This window comes from Oliverpabstia sp., from assembly GCF_022785585.1.
GTDB lineage: Bacteria > Bacillota > Clostridia > Lachnospirales > Lachnospiraceae > Oliverpabstia > Oliverpabstia intestinalis.
Genome location: NZ_JALFPR010000122.1, coordinates 1 through 18,196, shown reverse-complemented (window position 1 = coordinate 18,196; position 18,196 = coordinate 1). Strand labels below are relative to the sequence as shown.

The following is an 18,196-nucleotide window of genomic DNA, read 5'->3' as shown; positions in this document are numbered from 1 at the left end:
TCTATGAGGCACAGGATCCGATCAGTTACAGCGGACTGACCGACACGGAAGTGACACCGAAACCTGCAGAACACGAAGGATACGAAACACCGAAGGAAAAGACCGAGACGGTACGGGCAGACGGAACAACCGTGGTCAAATATTATTATCCACGAGCAGAGTATCATCTCACCTTCCCGATGGAAGAAAACGGAGAGACGGTCGCAAGTGATGACTATCGCTATGGAACATTCCTGACGGCTCCGGCAGTGTATCGACCGGGATATGAATTCCAGGGCTGGTCCCCGGAAGTACCGGAGAGTGTGCCGGCAGGAAATATGACCTATACCGCAACATGGAAAGCTTCCGACGGTATCCCGTACGCAGTGAGGTACTACGTGGAAGAACCGGAAGAAGGCGGATATACCTTAAGTGAGATCAAAACCATGACCGGAACCACCGGTGAGACGGTCACCGCGCCGGAGGGGGATTACAGTTCTGTGGTCTACCACCGGAAAGGCGAGCTTGCCAGCGGTGAAGTAAAAGCAGACGGAAGTCTGGTGCTGAAGGTTTATTATGATCTGAACACCTATACACTGACGTACGATCCGAAAGGTGGAACGTTAGACGAAACGACCCTGACAGCAAGACCGGGAGAGAGAATCGGCGTTCCGGTACCGGTGAGAGAAGGCTATACCTTTGAAGGATGGTATCTGGATGAAGAGTATCAGCAGTCCTTTGGAGAGACGATGCCGGATCACGATCTTACGGTTTATGCAAAATGGGAACAGCAGACGGTCAATTATATGGTAAGACATTACCAGGAAAAACTCTGGAGCATTACCGGAAATGAAGAGATTCCTTATAAACGGGAATTTAATGCGAAAAACTATGAACTGACAGAGGAAGAATCCTTTGCTGCACATGCAGGAGACAGCGTAACGCCGGAAGTGAAATCGTATACCGGATTCAGCGCACCGGAAAAACAGACGGTGGAAGTTCTTGGTGACGGAAGCCTTGTGGTGAATTATTATTACACAAGAAATACCGGCCTGCTTCTTCTGGAAGTGACTGGAAATCCCGACGGAAAAGAATTTGCCCGGGTTCAGTATGTACCATATGGCACACCGATCGGCGAGATAAAAGCTGTAGTAGAAAGACAGAACGATCGGGCAGGATATACTTTCGAAGTCTGGTATACAGACGGTAACCATCAGAATCCTTTTGACGGTATCATGCCGTCAGTGGATGCGAACACAGAGGAACCGGATGCCTGGAACGATGGTTTTAAAATCTATGGAAAATGGACCCCGGTTCCGAGTGAGTACCGCGTGGAACATTACCAGCAGAATCCATTCGATCCGAGTTCGTATATCCTGGTGGAAGAAGAGACAAAGACAGCCCTGACGGATACCGAGGTGACACCGGAAGTGAAATCTTATCCGGGATTCCAGTCTTCGGAAGCGCAGACCTTATGGGTGACCGGCTACGATGTGGCATGCATGCAGTACTACTATGACAGAAACAGCTATTCGGTTACTTATGTGAAAAATAACGGGGAAGCCGATGAGACAGCAGATGTGATGTATGGAGCAGTTATTTCGGAGGTTCCGAAATACTCCGGACATGCATTTGCCGGCTGGTATGAAGACGCAGCCCTGACGGTTTCCTTTGAAGGAAAAACCATGCCGATGCATGCACTGACCCTGTATGCGAAGTGGGAGCCTGGAAAGAAGACCTATCAGGTGATCCATCAGTTACAGTGTGCAGACGGATCGGATACCTGGGAGACGGCAGAGACAGAAACCTTTACCGGAACAGCCGGAGATTCGGTGGAACCGGAAGTAAAGGCGTATGATGGATTTACTGCACCGGAAAAACAGAGATGTACGCTGACTGTTTCCGATGATCCGGATACCATCACCTACCGCTACCGGCGTAATTCCTATCAGGTAACCATGGTGACAAATAACGGAGATCCGGCGACCGAAAAGACATACCTTTACGGAACCCGGGTGGAAGAGATGCCGGAACGGGCAGGCTATTCCTTCGACGGCTGGTATCAGGATGCAGGTCTTACGAAAGTATTTGACGGAACGGTTCCGGCCCAAAACAGTACGATTTACGCAAAATGGGAACCGAGAGCAACGTATTACTGGGTAAAATACAGCCTGCAGAACGCAAACGATAACGGCTATACGGTTGCATCCATGGAATCTCTGTTAGGCAGGACCGAGGATGTGATTACACCGGAAGTACGCAAGTTCGAAGGATACATATCTCCGCAGCCACAGACCGGACAGATCCAAGGCGGAAAGGTACTGGTGATCGAGTATCTGTATGAACGTGAGGTACATACCTTACAGCTGGAAAATAATGACGGAACGGAACCAAAACAGCAGCAGATGAAACAGGGTGCAGCGATTCCGGCATCATCCATGCGGAAAGGTTATACTTTCATGGGCTGGTATGGGGAAGAGACGGTGCTTGGTATCACGATCGACAGAGAATCCTGGAAAAAGGCACCGTCAGGCTCCTATGCGGATACGGTTACTTTTCAGATATCCTATGTGGATGCGACAGATTAGAGCAGGAGGATGGACAGATGAAAAAGGCAGCAATTATTCTGATAGGGATTTGCCTGTGCCTCTCCATACCCGTTGCGGCAGAGGCTGCGCAGACAGGTACTTCGTCCGTTACGCAGCAAAGCACCATCAACACGACAGTACCGGATACCTACATGGTCACGATACGATCCGAACATGCGCAGGTGAGCTATCAGCATGAGGAGGGTGACGATGAGGAAACACAGGAGACGGTGACTTACGCGGTGGAGCGCTTTTCTAGCCCGCAGTTTCAGATCCAGCCGAAAAAAGGATGGAAGATCACAGCAGTGCTGGTAAACGGAGAGGATGTGACGGATCAGCTGAAAGACGGGATGCTGACACTTCCGGAAGTCTATGAAGATCAGTTACTTGTCGTGGAGACGGAAGAGAGCAAGGAAGACGACAGAAAAGATGATAAAAAAGACGATTCCACCGGAGGCGGTGAGCAGGAAGATAAAAAACCTGCGGACACAAAACCTACAGATAAAAAGCCGATCGATACAAAAAATAACGGTACTTCCGGCAGCAGCAATTCCGGGACAAAAACGGATGTATCAACGGGAAACAGTCAGGGAACAAAGGCGGATCTGACAGGCACGACGAATGGAACGGCAGCGGCAAAGACGACAGATCTGCAAAAGAATGTAAGGTATTTTATGGCGGCAATTGTATCTGGTGCGGTACTTTTGATTCTGGCAGACAACCGGAGAAAAAGAAAACACGGAGAATAGATAAGCAGACAGAAAGAAAAGCGAAAAAGGGCAGATGAACCACAAAAATCGGTTTACCTGCCCTTTTTCAGGCGGATCAATTTTGATTATCGAGGCAGTCGCTAGGGTCTCATGTGAGTATGCACGTTGGCTTGTTACTCGCGTAAATCAGGAACGGTCTGCTCCGCAGGTGTGTACCACCCGTTTTTCCACCAGACTGACCGCCTGATAGAGAATCATGGCGATGATGCACAGGAGAATGATCGACAGGATCATCCAGTCAAGTTTGAAGATCTGGCTGCTGTAGATAATGAGAAATCCCAGTCCCTGCCTGGCTCCGATGAATTCACCGATGACCACACCAACCAGACAGAGCCCGATATTGACTTTCATAACGCTCAGAAGATAAGGGACCGAAGAGGGCAGTGCCACACGCAGAAGTTCATCTTTCCGTTTTCCACCGAGGGTACGGATGAGCTTCAGAGAATCAGGATCAATTTCCGTAAAGCTGGTATACAGATTCAGGATGGAGCCGAAGATCGCAACGGAGATCCCGGCAAGGATAATGGTTTTATAACTGGCTCCCAGCCACACGATCAGCAAAGGGGCAAGTGCAGACTTTGGAAGGCTGTTCAGCACCACAAGGTAAGGTTCCAGAATCGCTGCCAGACGTGGACAGAGCCAGAGGAGAACAGAAAAAAAGAGACTGAAAACTACGACCAGAAAGAAACTGGCAAGTGTTTCAAACACTGTGATCCCGATATGTGAGAGCAGATGGTTTGTCAGAAGCAAGGTCCGGAAAGCAAGATATACCTGACCGGGGCTTCCGAAGATAAAGGAATCGATGAACCCGAGCCGTGCACTGACCTCCCAGAGTAGCAGAAAAACCAGAAAGACAGCCAGCCGCATCAGGCGGATAAACTGCTGTCTTTTTTTGTGTTTTCGTAAAAAAGACTGTTGTGCAGATGAATCAGGTATCATGATTTAACTCCTTCCAGATCTGTTGAAAATATTGCTTGAATTCGGGGGCATTTCGCATCTGCATGGGAGTGCGGTCAGTAAGAACAGTAAAAACAGGAATCTCGCACCGGACGCAGGCAGGGGCTTTCGAGAGGATGATGACCCGATCAGACATGCTGATGGCTTCGGAGATATCGTGGGTGACCAAAAGCGCGGTTTTCCCTTCTTTACGCAGGATCTTCCAGATGTCATCACTGACAGAAAGCCTGGTCTGATAATCCAGTGCGCTGAAAGGTTCATCGAGAAGCAAAAGTGCAGGTTCCAGGGCGAGGGTGCGGATCAGTGCGGCCCGTTGTCGCATCCCGCCGGAAAGCTGGGAAGGGTGGGAAAAACGAAAGTTCCAGAGACCATACTCCTGTAAGAGACGGTCAACGTGTGAGAGGGATTCTTTTGTTTTCCTTTTTTGAATTTCAAGACCAAGAAGGACATTTTCATAGATGGTCAGCCATTCGAAAAGATGATCCTTCTGCAGCATATATCCGACAGAGAGAACAGAATGTTCCCGTGGAAGTCCCTGCATGGTGATCTGTCCCTGTTCCGGTATCAGAAGTCCGGCTATCAGATTCAGGACGGTACTTTTTCCGCATCCACTGGGTCCCACCAGAGAGACAAACTCGCCTTCCTGAACGGAAAAACTGATTTGTGAGAGCGCCTGGATCTCTCCGGAGAGTGTGTGATACGACAGTCCGACATGGTCAAGTTCCAATAAAGCAGGCATAGAAAAAACCTCCGTGTACCTGGAATTATGTATTCCCACAGTAACAGGCAAAATGCACTAAAAGCAGAGAAAACAAGAGTCAGGGAATACACTATAGTTTATTATATGAAAAAGACAACGAATGGTCATATATTAAGATTTGCTTACGAAAGTGTAAGATTTCCGAAAATCGGTTGTGACGATGGTGAAAACTGTTATAATAAAGTCCTGTAAAGTCCCGGAGAAAGGAAAAGAATATGACAATATGGAATAAAATACGGACCGGTCAGTGGATTTCACGAACTTATCTGCTGATGCTGGTGTTTAATCTGCTGTATAATTCGCTGATCTATTATAGTGGTCAGTGGATGGGAACTCATACGAAAGCCCGGAATATCGAAATATCTTTGGACAATCAGATTCCGGTAATCCCCTGGTTTGTGGGAATCTATTTTTCGTTTTTCTTGTTCTGTGCAGTTAATTTTCTGCTGATGGGTTATTATGGGAAGAAAAAAGCCTGTCTGTTTTTATGTGCAGAGCTTCTGGCCAAGACAGTATGCGGGATCTTTTACCTGTGTTTTCCGACAACGAATCTTCGGCCGGAGATCGTGGGAACGGACTTCTGGAGCCGGATGCTTGTGGAATTGTATCAGATGGATGCAGCAGTGAACCTGTTTCCGTCGATTCACTGTATGGACAGCTGGTTTTGCGTGGTGGTACTTCGGAATATCCGGAAAGTACCGGGCTGGTATATGACGATCACCTGGATCTGGGCTGCGGCAATCTGTGCATCCACGTTATTTACAAAACAGCACGGGATTCTGGATGTGGCAGCAGGGATAGCACTTGCGGAACTCAGCTATATATGTGTGATCCGCTGGAAAAAAACAGAACGGTTCCGTCTGTGGATGGAGAAAAAACGGATATGAAAAATAAGAAAAAAATCATAGGAAACGGTATTTTCCTGTTTCTGGTGCTTGGTCTTACCTTGTACGGTGTCTTTCATGGAGAAGATCTGGGACTGATCTGGGAAAATGTCAAAAAAGCGGATAATCGCTATCTCTTCCCGGCAGTCATCTGTGTGATATTTTTTATCTGGGGAGAGTCGATTATTATACATTATCTGCTGTATACTCTGCAGATCCGGCTGAAAAAGTGGAAGTGTTTTCTGATCTCTTCGGTAGGCTTCTTTTTCAGCTGTATTACACCATCGGCAAGTGGCGGGCAGCCGATGCAGATGGTATATCTGAAAAAAGAAAAGATTCCGATCTCGGTATCCTCCGTAGTACTGATGATCGTAACCATTACCTACAAACTGGTACTGGTGTTGCTTGGATTATTTGTACTGTTCTTTCAGCCGCGGATCACAGATACCTATATGCAGAATGTGATGCCGGTGATGTGGCTGGGACTGTGGCTGAATGTATTCTGTGTGATATTTATGCTGCTTCTGACTTTTCATCCGCAGCTGATGCGGCAGATTCTGGTAAAAGGACATGAAGTTCTTGTAAAAATGCATATCCTGAAAAAGAAGACCTCCCGTCTGGAAAAACTGGAAGGATCCATGGTCGAGTATCAGAAAACAGCAGAATATCTGAGAAATCATCCGGGAGTGGTAGGCATCGTGTTTCTGATCACCTGTCTGCAGCGTGTTGCATTGTTTTTTGTAACATATTTTGTTTATCGATCTTTTGGTTTACATCAGTACAGTATGTATGATATTGTAATACTTCAGGGTATGATTTTCGTGGCTGTGGATATGCTCCCGCTGCCCGGAGGTATGGGAATCTCAGAAAAGCTGTTTTCCATGCTGTTTACAGGGATTTTCGGGCAGGTAAAGGTTCTGGCGGGACTTATCCTGAGCCGTGGACTGAGTTATTACACAGAGCTATTGATCAGTGCAGTCATGACTGTAGCTGCGCAGCTGTTTCTTGGTAATGAAAAAGAACACAGAGAAAAGATCAGCGAAAAGCTGAAAACGATACAGGAAAAGGGAAAAGGATACGAAAGAAAGAGGGGGAACTCATGATAAGTTTTATTGGTTATTACAATTACACGGTGATTCTGACGTATATCAGTCTGTTTTGTTCCATTGCGGGGATGTTGTTTACTGTGAACGGGTGGTATAAGATGGCAGTGTTGTGCCTGGCTCTTTCGGGACTGTGTGACATGTTTGACGGAAAAATCGCCAGAAGAAAGACAGACCGTACGGATGATGAAAAATGTTTTGGTATTCAGATCGATTCCCTGTGTGACATGGTCTGCTTTGGGGCATTTCCGATTCTGCTGGCCTACAGCCTTGGTATGAGAGGACCGATTGGTATCGTGATCCTTGCATGGTATGGAATGAATGGTGTGGTCCGTCTCGGCTACTTTAATGTCTGTGAGACAAAACGTCAGGAAGAGACGGAGGAAGTGAGAAAATATTACAGCGGTCTGCCAATCACATCGATCGCTGTCGTGTTGCCGCTGGTGTTTGTGCTGCATACGGTGCTGAGGAACCATTTTGCAGTGGCACTTCATGTGGCTATGTTTGTTGTCGGTACGCTGTTTGTGACGAATATCCAGGTGAAAAAACCCAGGAATTCCACACTGGCAGTCCTGGTCGGCGTTGTTGCCCTGGCAATCTTAAAAATCTTTCATATTTTTTAGCTTTTAATAATGATGATCAAAAGCCGAAATATATTACGGAGTATTGCAGATGACATACGATAACATTTTGGCTTGTGTTTTATACATGTTTTTTCGAAAAGTCAGGTACAGAATAATTCCGAGAACATATATGTAAAAGGGAGAGAACATATGAAATACGCAGATCGATACGGAAATCGCTGGGAAGAAACCGGATTGCAGGATCGTTTTCTGGAAAAATTATATAAAAGCGTACCGGGGCGTGCGGTGGTAAAAGTGCTGGTACATCCGTGGGTTTCCAGAATGGGTGGCTGGATATTGAGCCAGAAAGCATCCTGCTGGCTGATCCCGTTATTCTTAAAAGGACATCCGATGGATCAGTCCGGCTGGGTCAAACGAAGATTTACCTCCTATAATGATTTCTTTATGAGAAAGCTGAAATCGGGACAACGTCCGGTGGAAGAAGATACGGCGCGGATCATCAGTCCCTGTGATGCCAAACTTACCGTCTGTCCGATCACGGAGTACGGGATCATGAAGATCAAGCATACACCGTATACGGTAAAAGAACTGTTAAAGAGTGAAAAACTGGCTCGTGCCTATGAAGGCGGCTATGGATTCGTTTACCGCTTGACAGTGGACGACTATCACAGGTATATTTATACAGAAACCGGAAAAAAATCCGGCAACTATAAGATACCCGGAATCTTCCATACGGTTAACCCGATTGCAAACGATCTGGAGCCGATCTATAAGGAAAATACCAGAGAGTTCTGCCTGATCAGGACAACCGATGCAGGAACCGTCCTGCAGATGGAGGTTGGTGCACTGATGGTGGGGAAGATCGAGAATGCTCAGGAAGAAGCGTTTGTACACCGGGGAGAGGAAAAGGGAAGATTTGCATTCGGTGGTTCTACGATCGTGGTGCTTTATCAGCGGGGACAGGTTCAGCCGGATCAGGATCTTCTGGACAACAGCCGGGACGGTTACGAAACAAAAGTAACCCAGGGAGAGGCTGTAGGAGATAAGGTGGAAAAATGCAGAAAATAAATTATCAGAAATTAATGGAAAATGAAATCGCACACAACAGGCAGGAGCAGAAAGTTCCTGCCTTGCTTTTACACAGCTGTTGTGCGCCGTGCAGCAGTTATTGTCTGGAGACATTGAGTGAGGACTTTGCAATCACGGTGTTTTATTACAATCCTAATATTTATCCGGAAGAAGAATACTGGAAACGGGTGAGAGAACAGGAGCGGTTTATCGGTCTTCTGCCTGCGAAACATAAAATCTCTTTTCTGGAAGGCAACTATGAAAAAGAACGGTTTTATGAGACAGTAAAAGGCATGGAGAAGATCCCGGAGGGTGGAGAGCGGTGCTTTGCCTGTTACCGTCTGCGGCTGTCGGAGGCGATCAAAGAGGCCGAGAAGGGTGGATTTGACTATGTGACGACTACGCTGACGATCAGTCCGATGAAAAATGCACAGAAATTAAATGAGATCGGAGAAGAACTGTGTCGGGATACAAAAGTGGCGTGGCTGCCGTCGGATTTTAAGAAGAAGAACGGGTACAAACGATCCACAGAATTGTCAAAAGAATACGGGATGTACCGGCAGGATTACTGCGGATGTGTGTTCTCGATGCGGGAGCGTGAAGAGCAAAAAGCCCGGATCGAGCAGGAAATCTTGCAGAATAACGGAATATAAAAAGCGACTTGCGCCGACACAGGATTAATGATAGAATGATTTCAGACTTTACTATGAGAAAGTAAATGGCAGTGAATCCGCGGATTCCCGAATAATTTAAGTGAGGAACAGGAAAAGAAGTCTGCCGGAAAATACAGGGAAGAGAGGAAACAATATGGCACAGTTATGGGGAGGCCGTTTTACAAAAGAAACGGACAAACTTGTATATAATTTTAACGCATCCATCGGATTTGATCAGAAGTTTTTCCATCAGGATGTACAGGGAAGCAAAGCACATGTGACGATGCTTGCAAAACAGGGGATTCTGACAGGAGATGAGAAAAATCAGATCATCGCCGGACTGGACAGTATCGTGGCGGATGTGGATGCCGGTAAACTGGAGATCACCAGTGAGTACGAAGATATCCACAGTTTTGTGGAGGCCAATCTGATCGACCGGATTGGTGACGCAGGTAAGAAACTGCACACCGGACGAAGCAGAAATGATCAGGTAGCGCTGGATATGAAACTGTATGTCAGAGACGAGATCAAAGAACTGGACGAACTGGTGAAGAAACTGCTGGTGACACTGAATAAGATCATGGAAGAAAATCTGCATACCTATATGCCGGGATTCACCCATCTGCAGAAAGCACAGCCGATCACACTGGCACATCATATGGGTGCGTATTTTGAGATGTTCCGCAGGGACAGAGGTCGTCTTGCAGACATTTACGAAAGAATGAACTATTGCCCACTGGGAAGCGGAGCACTTGCAGGAACCACCTATCCGCTGGATCGTGCCTACAGTGCCGAACTGATGGGATTTGCCGGTCCTACGATGAACAGTATGGATTCCGTAGCAGACAGAGATTATGTGATCGAACTGTTATCTGCCATGTCCACGATCATGATGCATCTGAGCCGTTTTTCCGAGGAAATCATCATCTGGAACTCCAACGAGTATCAGTTTGTGGAGATCGATGATGCCTACAGTACCGGAAGCAGTATCATGCCACAGAAGAAAAACCCGGATATCGCCGAGTTGGTAAGAGGAAAGACCGGCCGTGTTTATGGCGCGCTGATGTCGATTCTGACAACCATGAAGGGAATTCCGCTGGCATATAATAAAGACATGCAGGAAGACAAGGAACTGACCTTTGACGCGATTGATACCGTAAAAGGGTGTCTGGCATTGTTTGAAGGTATGGTTTCCACAATGAAGTTCCGTAAAGATGTGATGGAAAACAGTGCAAAACACGGATTTACCAATGCAACGGATGCAGCAGATTATCTGGTAAATCATGGAGTACCGTTCCGTGATGCACATGGCATTGTCGGCCGTCTGGTGCTGTACTGCCTGGACAAAAAAATTCCGCTGGACGAGATGACCCTGGAAGAATACAAGGCGATCAGTCCGGTATTTGAAGAAGATATTTACGAAGCCATCAGCATAAAAACCTGTGTGGAAAAACGTATGACCATCGGTGCTCCGGGACCGGATGCCATGGCAAAGGTGGTAGAGTGGAATAAAAAATATTTGGAAGAAAAGTAAAAAAGTGTTGATTTTTTCAGAAAACTGGTATAGTATTACCAAGTAAATACAAATGTACGCGAGAGAAATACAAAAAGTTACGGTTGTGCATTGAGTAAGAAGAATGAGGAGTGAAATCACAATGAGCAGCAAATTAAGAGTAGGTATTTTAGGAGCAACAGGAATGGTAGGACAGAGATTTATTTCTCTGCTGGAAAACCACCCATGGTTTGAAGTAGTAACTGTAGCAGCATCCCCGAGAAGTGCAGGAAAAACATATGAAGAAGCCGTAGGCGGACGCTGGAAAATGGATACTCCGATGCCGGAAGCTGTAAAAAAACTGGTAGTTATGAATGTAAATGAAGTGGAAAAAGTAGCTTCCACCGTTGATTTTGTATTTTCAGCAGTAGATATGTCCAAAGAGGAAATCAAAGCGATCGAGGAAGAATATGCAAAAACTGAAACACCGGTTGTTTCCAATAACAGTGCTCACAGATGGACACCGGATGTACCAATGGTAGTGCCGGAGATCAACCCGGAACACTTTGAGGTTATCGAATCTCAGAAAAAACGTCTGGGAACCACACGCGGATTCATCGCAGTAAAACCAAACTGCTCCATCCAGAGTTATGCACCGGTTCTGACTGCATGGAAAGAATTCGAGCCATACGAAGTAGTTGCTACTACATACCAGGCAATCTCCGGAGCAGGTAAAACCTTCAAAGACTGGCCGGAAATGGTAGAAAACATCATCCCATACATCGGCGGGGAAGAAGAGAAGAGTGAACAGGAACCGCTTCGTATCTGGGGTAAAGTAGAAAACGGTCAGATCGTAAAAGCCAGCGAACCGGTGATCACCTGCCAGTGTATCCGTGTTCCGGTACTGAACGGACATACCGCAGCAGTCTTTGTAAAATTCAGAAAGAATCCTACCAAAGAACAGCTGATTGAAAAACTGGTGAACTTCAAAGGATTCCCACAGGAAGCAGAACTTCCGAGTGCTCCGAAGCAGTTTATCCAGTATCTGGAAGAAGACAACCGTCCACAGGTTAAGATGGATGTCAACTTCGAAAACGGTATGGGAATCAGCGTAGGCCGTCTGAGAGAGGACACTGTATACGACTGGAAATTCGTAGGTCTGTCCCATAATACTGTAAGAGGAGCTGCCGGCGGTGCTGTTCTGTGTGCAGAGACTCTGAAAGCAAAAGGATATATTCAGGCAAAATAAATAAGAATGCAAATAAGAAAAATAAAATCCCGGGTGTGTTGCATGCCCGGGATTTTTTACTTTACAGGAAATTGCTTTCCTGTAAGATTCTGTGCATCGCGCAGCGTGTTGCTGGGCACGGAGCGAACAGTAACGATTTCAATATAGAAACCAGGCAAGTTCCGGAGTGCACTTGAATTTCCGGAAGAAAAACGGTATACTCTTTGTTGCCCCTGTGAGATTTTTATATCGCAGGGACGCTGAAGAGACGAGAAAGGGTTAAATTTATATGAATAAATCCGTATTTATCGCAGAGAAACCAAGCGTAGCCCAGGAATTTGCCAAAGCGTTAAAGGTGAAGACCACGCGGCATGACGGATATCTGGAATCGGAAAATACCATTGTCACCTGGTGTGTGGGTCATCTGGTGACGATGAGTTATCCGGAAGCCTATGATATCAAGTATAAGCGCTGGACTCTGGAAACTCTGCCTTTTCTGCCCGGGGAGTTCAAGTATGAAGTCATCCCGTCAGTAAAAAAGCAGTTTGAGATTGTCAGGGGACTGTTAAACCGCCCGGATGTGGACACCATCTATGTCTGTACCGACTCAGGAAGAGAGGGAGAGTATATCTACCGTCTGGTGGCACAGATGGCCGGCGTCAGGGGAAAGAAAGAGAAACGTGTCTGGATCGATTCCCAGACGGAAGAGGAGATCATCCGCGGAATCAAAGAAGCGAAGGATCTGAGTGCTTATGATAATCTGAGTGCATCGGCATATCTGCGGGCGAAAGAAGACTATCTGATGGGTATTAACTTTTCCAGGATCCTGACACTGCGGTATGGAAACAGCGTGTCCAACTATCTGGGAAATAAATATCAGGTGATTTCCGTGGGACGGGTCATGACCTGTGTACTTGGAATGGTAGTGCGAAGAGAGCGGGAGATCCGTGAATTCGTAAAAACACCGTTTTACCGGGTGCTTGGAAAATTCTTGTTGGAAGGAAGAAGCTTCGACGGAGAATGGCGTGCTGTGGAAGGCAGCCGGTATTTTCAGTCACCGGATCTGTATAAGGAAAATGGTTTCAAGGACAGAAACCGGGCGGAAGAACTGAAAGGCATTCTGGAACGGGAGAGTGCAGTCAGTGTGACGAATGAACTTTCCGGTTCCAACGGAATGGCACAGCAGACAGCTCCGGTGCATCAGGCGGTACTTGAGAAGATCGAGAAGAAAAAAGAGAAGAAGAACCCACCGCTTTTGTATAACCTGGCAGAATTGCAGAATGACTGTTCACGGATGTTCAAGATCAGTCCGGACGAGACATTGCGGGTGGTGCAGGAACTGTATGAAAAGAAGCTGGTGACATATCCAAGAACGGATGCCCGTGTGCTTTCCACTGCAGTTGCCAAGGAGATAAGCCGAAACCTGAAGGGTTTAACGAGATACCAGATGGCAGCACCGTTTGCACAGGAGATCCTGGAGGCGGGAAGTTTTCAAGGGATCGAAAAGACCAGATATGTCAATGACAAGCAGATCACAGACCATTATGCGATTATTCCTACCGGTCAGGGACTGCAGAATCTTGGCAGACTGCCGCAGATTTCACAGAAAGTGTATCAGGTGGTCGTTCGCCGGTTTTTGAGTGTGTTTTATCCGGCGGCGGTGTATCAGAAGGTGAGCCTGGTGTCGGCGGTCGGAAAAGAGAAGCTGTTTTCGAGTTTCAAGGTACTGGTGGAGGAAGGGTATCTGAAGGTGGCCAACGTACCATCCGGAAAGAAAGAAGAGGATGCGAAAAATGCAGAGGAGAAAACGGATGATATCCAGTGTGATGCCGCCTTTCTTGCCTGCCTGCAAAAGCTGAAAAAGGGCGCCATTCTTCCGGTCGATGGATATGAGATCAAAGAGGGAGAAACTTCTCCGCCGAAACGGTACAATTCCGGTACGATGATCCTGGCGATGGAGAATGCCGGACAACTGATCGAGGATGAGGAGCTGCGTGCGCAGATCAAGGGAAGTGGAATCGGAACCAGTGCAACGAGAGCAGAGATTTTAAAGAAACTGGTGAATATCAAGTATATCAGCCTGAATAAGAAAACACAGGTAATTACCCCGACTCAGCTTGGAGAAATGATTTATGAAGTGGTTAACGCTTCGATCCCGGCACTGTTAAATCCGGAGCTTACCGCGAGCTGGGAGAAGGGGCTGAATTATGTAGCCGAGGGAAGTATTACTTCCCGGGAATATATGGATAAACTGGAGCATTTTATCCGGGTGAAAGTGGGTGGAGTGCTGCAGGTAAATTATCAGGCGGCGTTACGAAGCCGATACGACAGTATCGCAGGGAATTATCGAAAAGGAGGAAAATGATCATGAGTATGGAAAGTATTCGAATTGAGAACATGTATGATCTGAATGAGACGATTGCAGCGGAGATTTTTGAAGGGAAGACGTATCCGTGGGAAGTACTTCCGCTGATTAAAGAATTTATTGTGAAGCTGGGAAATACACTGGATCCTGCAGAGTATGATAAGATCGGGGAAGATATCTGGGTAGCGAAATCTGCTAAGATTGCTCCTACGGTTGCGTTAAATGGTCCGTGTATCATCGGAAAGGATGCCGAGGTGCGTCAGTGTGCATTTATCCGTGGCAGTGCGATCGTCGGTGAGGGTGCTGTGGTTGGTAATTCTACGGAGCTTAAGAATGTGATCTTGTTTAATAAGGTGCAGGTACCGCATTATAATTATGTGGGGGATTCTGTGCTGGGTTATAAGGCTCATATGGGCGCGGGATCGATCACTTCGAATGTGAAGTCGGATAAGAAGCTGGTGGTTGTGCACGGAGATGGTTTCGATATTGAGACCGGCATGAAGAAGTTTGGGGCTATGCTGGGAGATAATGTTGAGGTTGGCTGTAATTCAGTGCTGAATCCGGGGACGGTGATCGGACGGGAGAGTAATGTGTATCCGCTGTCTTCGGTTAGAGGGGTTGTGCCGGAGAGGGCCATCTTTAAGAAACAGGGAGACGTTGTTGCTAAAAGATAGATGATTGAAAAAGGGGACGCCCCCCGGCGGAAGCGTTCTCCCGCCAGCAACGTGGGCAGGGCAACTTTGAACTAGCCACTAACTACGACTATGTTCACTTGGGTCAGCTGACCCAAGCGAAAGTCTCCGTAAGTGTCGGATTTCAAAGCTTGCCCTAACCGCCCACAAAGTGTTGCTGGCAGGAGAACGCTTCCGCCGGGGGCTGGTTTTTCAATGCGGAAAGAGAAAGGCGCGTCAAGTCTTGTGTTTTGGCGAAAATAGATAAAAACCGGTGCAATTGTCGTTGGGTGATAATTGCTCCGGCTTTTTTACGCCATTAGTTCAGAAAACAGAAGTGAAGGATCAAACCGTACAGTAAAAGGTGTACCGGGTAGAAAAGGTAGAAAAAATATTTCAGGGAGATGCCACGTTTCCCGTTATAGAGGTTGATCGGGATGAAGGCGAGGCAGGCGGGGGCTTCCCAGAGGAGGCTCATGCAGGAGACCAGAGTGCAGAGAAACTTCTGATCGTGGAACAGGTAAAGTAACAGGATCAGGATGATTCCTTTGTAGTCGTAGTCGGTCTGAAGGAGCCAGGCGGTCAGACAGCCGGCTGCGGCGATCAGTATCTTGACGATCCACTGAAGGTTCGGGTTTATTTCTTTGTGGCTTACAGTATCGATGGCCCAGATGGTCAGGAGACCCAGGAATAAAGTGAAAAAGACATTCTGGTAACCCGGAGCAAATGGGGTGTTGAACAGTGCATAATCAAAGGGAAATTCGGACACCAGGGCAAAGAGGAACAGGCGGGTGGCATATTTCTTTTTGCTGGAGGTGTGGAGGAATCCTTCAATTAATAAGAAACAGAAGACCGGGAAGCCGATTCTTCCGATGAAGCGCATGACCTGATAAATGTTCCACCAGGGGATCGTCATAGAGACAGGGTGTCCCAGGAAGGACGGATTTTGCTGCATCAGGATGCCGTAGAGGATGATGCTTGCGGCGAAATGGTCGATGGCCATGGCGATAATGGCGATGATTTTTAAAGTACTGCCGGACAGGCAGCCCTTTTTCAGGGAAAACTGGGTCATAGAAAACCTCCTGTTTTTTGATAATCTGAGTTTTTCGATATTCCTTCTTAATGTTGACAGATAAAGAAAAATAGCGTCAGAAAAAGCATAAAACGCAAATTGTGACGGAATCCTGCGGAATATTCTGAAAAAAGTATACCAGTCCTGCAAAAAATGTCAACGAAAGGGAAAAAAATAAAAAAAAAGCAAGTTTGTCTGGACTAACCGCATGGGTGTATGCGAAAATAACTATGATAAGCGGGTGAGTAGGTTCACTTGCTTGAGATACATAAGTCTCGAAAAAAGTATTTCAAGTTTGAAAGGAGTCTTAACATGATTTATTCACAAGAAGTAGAAATGATGTGTCCGGTTTCACAGGGCGTTAATCACGGCGCTGCACCAATCCCGGAAGAAGCAAAATGGGTACAGTCCAAAGAAATTAAAGATATTTCCGGTCTGACACATGGTGTGGGCTGGTGTGCACCACAGCAGGGTGCCTGCAAACTGACACTGAACGTAAAAGATGGTATTATTCAGGAAGCTCTGGTAGAGACAATCGGATGTTCCGGTATGACTCATTCCGCAGCTATGGCATCTGAAATCCTTCCTGGAAGAACTCTTCTGGAGGCTCTGAACACTGACCTGGTATGCGATGCTATCAACACAGCTATGAGAGAACTCTTCCTGCAGATCGTTTATGGTCGTACACAGTCCGCATTCTCAGAAGATGGTCTGCCGATCGGCGCTGGTCTGGAAGATCTGGGTAAAGGTCTGAGATCTCAGGTTGGTACCATGTACGGAACACTGAAAAAAGGTCCTCGTTATCTGGAAATGGCAGAAGGTTATGTTACCGGTATTGCACTGGATGAAGAAGGATGCATCATTGGTTACCAGTTCGTAAGTCTGGGCAAAATGACTGATTTCATCAAACAGGGTGATGATCCTACAACAGCTTGGGAAAAAGCAAAAGGACAGTACGGTCGTGTTGCAGATGCAGCTAAAATCATTGATCCGCGTAAAGAATAATTACTGTTCTGCTTACCGTCAATATAATAGGAGGATAAAATAAATGGCTTTATTTGAATCATATGAAAGAAGAATTGATAAAATCAATGCTGTCCTGAACAGCTATGGAATCGCTTCTCTGGAAGAAGCAGAGAAAATCACAAAAGATGCTGGTCTGGACGTATACAATCAGATCAAAGGCATCCAGCCAATCTGTTTTGAGAACGCTTGCTGGGCATACATCACAGGTGCAGCAATCGCAATCAAAAAGGGCTGTACAAAAGCTTCTGAAGCAGCAGCAGCTATCGGCGAAGGTCTGCAGGCTTTCTGTATTCCGGGATCTGTAGCAGATCAGCGTAAAGTAGGTCTGGGACATGGTAACCTGGGTAAGATGCTTCTGGAAGAAGATACAGAATGTTTTGCATTCCTGGCAGGTCATGAGTCTTTCGCAGCAGCTGAAGGTGCTATTGGTATCGCTGAGAAAGCAAACAAAGTACGTCAGAAACCTCTGCGTGTTATCCTGAACGGTCTTGGAAAAGATGCTGCTCAGATCATCGCTCGTATCAACGGATTTACATTTGTTGAAACAGAATATGATTACTATACAGGAGAACTGAAAGAAGTATTCCGTAAAGCATACTCTGAAGGTCCTCGTGCAAAAGTTAACTGCTACGGCGCTAACGACGTTCGTGAAGGTGTAGCTATCATGTGGAAAGAAGATGTTGACGTTTCTATCACAGGTAACTCTACCAACCCGACACGTTTCCAGCATCCGGTAGCTGGTACTTACAAAAAAGAACGTATCGAAGCTGGTAAGAAATACTTCTCCGTAGCATCCGGTGGTGGTACAGGACGTACTCTGCATCCGGATAACATGGCAGCAGGTCCTGCTTCCTATGGTATGACAGATACTCTGGGACGTATGCATTCCGATGCACAGTTCGCAGGTTCTTCTTCTGTTCCGGCTCACGTAGAAATGATGGGTCTGATCGGTGCAGGTAACAACCCGATGGTTGGTATGACTGTAGCTGTTGCAGT

16 protein-coding genes are annotated in these 18,196 nt (G+C 46.7%); 13 read left to right on the top strand and 3 right to left on the bottom strand.

Translation table 11 applies throughout. The features are described 5' to 3' along the window. Together MSA64_RS08570 and MSA64_RS08565 are read left to right on the top strand one after the other, a co-directional pair. Nucleotides 1-2,567, top strand: a 2,567-nt coding sequence (locus tag MSA64_RS08570) for an InlB B-repeat-containing protein (RefSeq protein ID WP_287891332.1), incomplete at its 5' end; no start/stop codon positions are given. Nucleotides 2,568-2,584: 17 nt separating this feature from the next. Beyond that, nucleotides 2,585-3,316 carry a hypothetical protein gene (locus MSA64_RS08565; RefSeq protein WP_287891330.1) on the top strand — a complete coding sequence of 244 codons (732 nt, stop codon included), beginning with the start codon at nt 2,585-2,587 and terminating at the stop codon, nt 3,314-3,316. A gap of 147 nt (nt 3,317-3,463) precedes the next feature. Here the strand turns inward: MSA64_RS08565 and MSA64_RS08560 are convergent, their stop codons facing one another. Both MSA64_RS08560 and MSA64_RS08555 read right to left on the bottom strand, forming a co-directional pair. Beyond that, complete coding sequence (locus MSA64_RS08560) at nt 3,464-4,276, bottom strand: ABC transporter permease (RefSeq protein ID WP_154432557.1); 813 nt, start codon at nt 4,274-4,276, stop codon at nt 3,464-3,466. Then, nucleotides 4,266-5,033 carry an ABC transporter ATP-binding protein gene (locus MSA64_RS08555; protein ID WP_154432558.1) on the bottom strand — a complete coding sequence of 256 codons (768 nt, stop codon included), beginning with the start codon at nt 5,031-5,033 and terminating at the stop codon, nt 4,266-4,268. Before MSA64_RS08555 ends, MSA64_RS08560 begins: the two co-directional genes overlap by 11 nt. A 236-nt stretch (nt 5,034-5,269) precedes the next feature. On the opposite strand from MSA64_RS08555, the gene MSA64_RS08550 reads away from it, so the two are divergent. The 9 genes from MSA64_RS08550 (at nt 5,270) to MSA64_RS08510 (ending at nt 15,105) form a co-directional block, all read left to right on the top strand. Then, nucleotides 5,270-5,941, top strand: coding sequence for a phosphatase PAP2 family protein (locus MSA64_RS08550; RefSeq protein WP_287891329.1), 672 nt, complete (start codon nt 5,270-5,272; stop codon nt 5,939-5,941). Next, on the top strand, nt 5,938-7,041 hold the full coding sequence (locus MSA64_RS08545; protein ID WP_287891328.1) for a lysylphosphatidylglycerol synthase transmembrane domain-containing protein: 1,104 nt from the start codon (nt 5,938-5,940) through the stop codon (nt 7,039-7,041). The genes MSA64_RS08550 and MSA64_RS08545 overlap by 4 nt, the downstream gene beginning before the upstream one ends. Further along, nucleotides 7,038-7,664 (top strand): CDP-alcohol phosphatidyltransferase family protein, encoded by a 627-nt coding sequence (locus tag MSA64_RS08540; protein ID WP_022398791.1) that lies wholly within the window; start codon nt 7,038-7,040, stop codon nt 7,662-7,664. The genes MSA64_RS08545 and MSA64_RS08540 overlap by 4 nt, the downstream gene beginning before the upstream one ends. A 150-nt stretch (nt 7,665-7,814) precedes the next feature. Then, nucleotides 7,815-8,693 carry a phosphatidylserine decarboxylase gene (locus tag MSA64_RS08535; RefSeq protein WP_277663650.1) on the top strand — a complete coding sequence of 293 codons (879 nt, stop codon included), beginning with the start codon at nt 7,815-7,817 and terminating at the stop codon, nt 8,691-8,693. Next, a complete protein-coding gene (locus tag MSA64_RS08530; RefSeq protein WP_129257417.1) occupies nt 8,681-9,346 on the top strand; it encodes an epoxyqueuosine reductase QueH in 666 nt (221 codons plus the stop codon). The genes MSA64_RS08535 and MSA64_RS08530 overlap by 13 nt, the downstream gene beginning before the upstream one ends. Nucleotides 9,347-9,500: 154 nt before the next feature. After that, nucleotides 9,501-10,880 (top strand): argininosuccinate lyase, encoded by a 1,380-nt coding sequence (gene argH / locus MSA64_RS08525; protein WP_154432562.1) that lies wholly within the window; start codon nt 9,501-9,503, stop codon nt 10,878-10,880. 121 nt (nt 10,881-11,001) lie between these two features. Then, entirely contained in the window at nt 11,002-12,087 is a 1,086-nt protein-coding gene (gene asd, locus MSA64_RS08520) for an aspartate-semialdehyde dehydrogenase (protein ID WP_022173203.1), read from the top strand. A 268-nt stretch (nt 12,088-12,355) separates the two neighbouring features. Continuing rightward, nucleotides 12,356-14,431 carry a DNA topoisomerase gene (locus MSA64_RS08515; protein ID WP_287891325.1) on the top strand — a complete coding sequence of 692 codons (2,076 nt, stop codon included), beginning with the start codon at nt 12,356-12,358 and terminating at the stop codon, nt 14,429-14,431. 8 nt (nt 14,432-14,439) lie between these two features. Then, nucleotides 14,440-15,105: an acyltransferase gene (locus MSA64_RS08510; RefSeq protein ID WP_154432569.1), complete on the top strand. Its 666-nt coding sequence runs from the start codon at nt 14,440-14,442 to the stop codon at nt 15,103-15,105. A 316-nt stretch (nt 15,106-15,421) separates the two neighbouring features. On the opposite strand, the gene MSA64_RS08505 is transcribed toward MSA64_RS08510, so the two are convergent. Continuing rightward, nucleotides 15,422-16,174: a TraX family protein gene (locus MSA64_RS08505; protein ID WP_022173206.1), complete on the bottom strand. Its 753-nt coding sequence runs from the start codon at nt 16,172-16,174 to the stop codon at nt 15,422-15,424. A 312-nt stretch (nt 16,175-16,486) separates the two neighbouring features. Here MSA64_RS08505 and MSA64_RS08500 point away from each other — a divergent pair, with 312 nt between their 5' ends. Both MSA64_RS08500 and MSA64_RS08495 read left to right on the top strand, forming a co-directional pair. Next, nucleotides 16,487-17,179 carry an iron-sulfur cluster assembly scaffold protein gene (locus tag MSA64_RS08500; RefSeq protein ID WP_022173207.1) on the top strand — a complete coding sequence of 231 codons (693 nt, stop codon included), beginning with the start codon at nt 16,487-16,489 and terminating at the stop codon, nt 17,177-17,179. 43 nt (nt 17,180-17,222) lie between these two features. Further along, nucleotides 17,223-18,196, top strand: a 974-nt coding sequence (locus MSA64_RS08495) for a GGGtGRT protein (RefSeq protein ID WP_287891324.1), incomplete at its 3' end; no start/stop codon positions are given.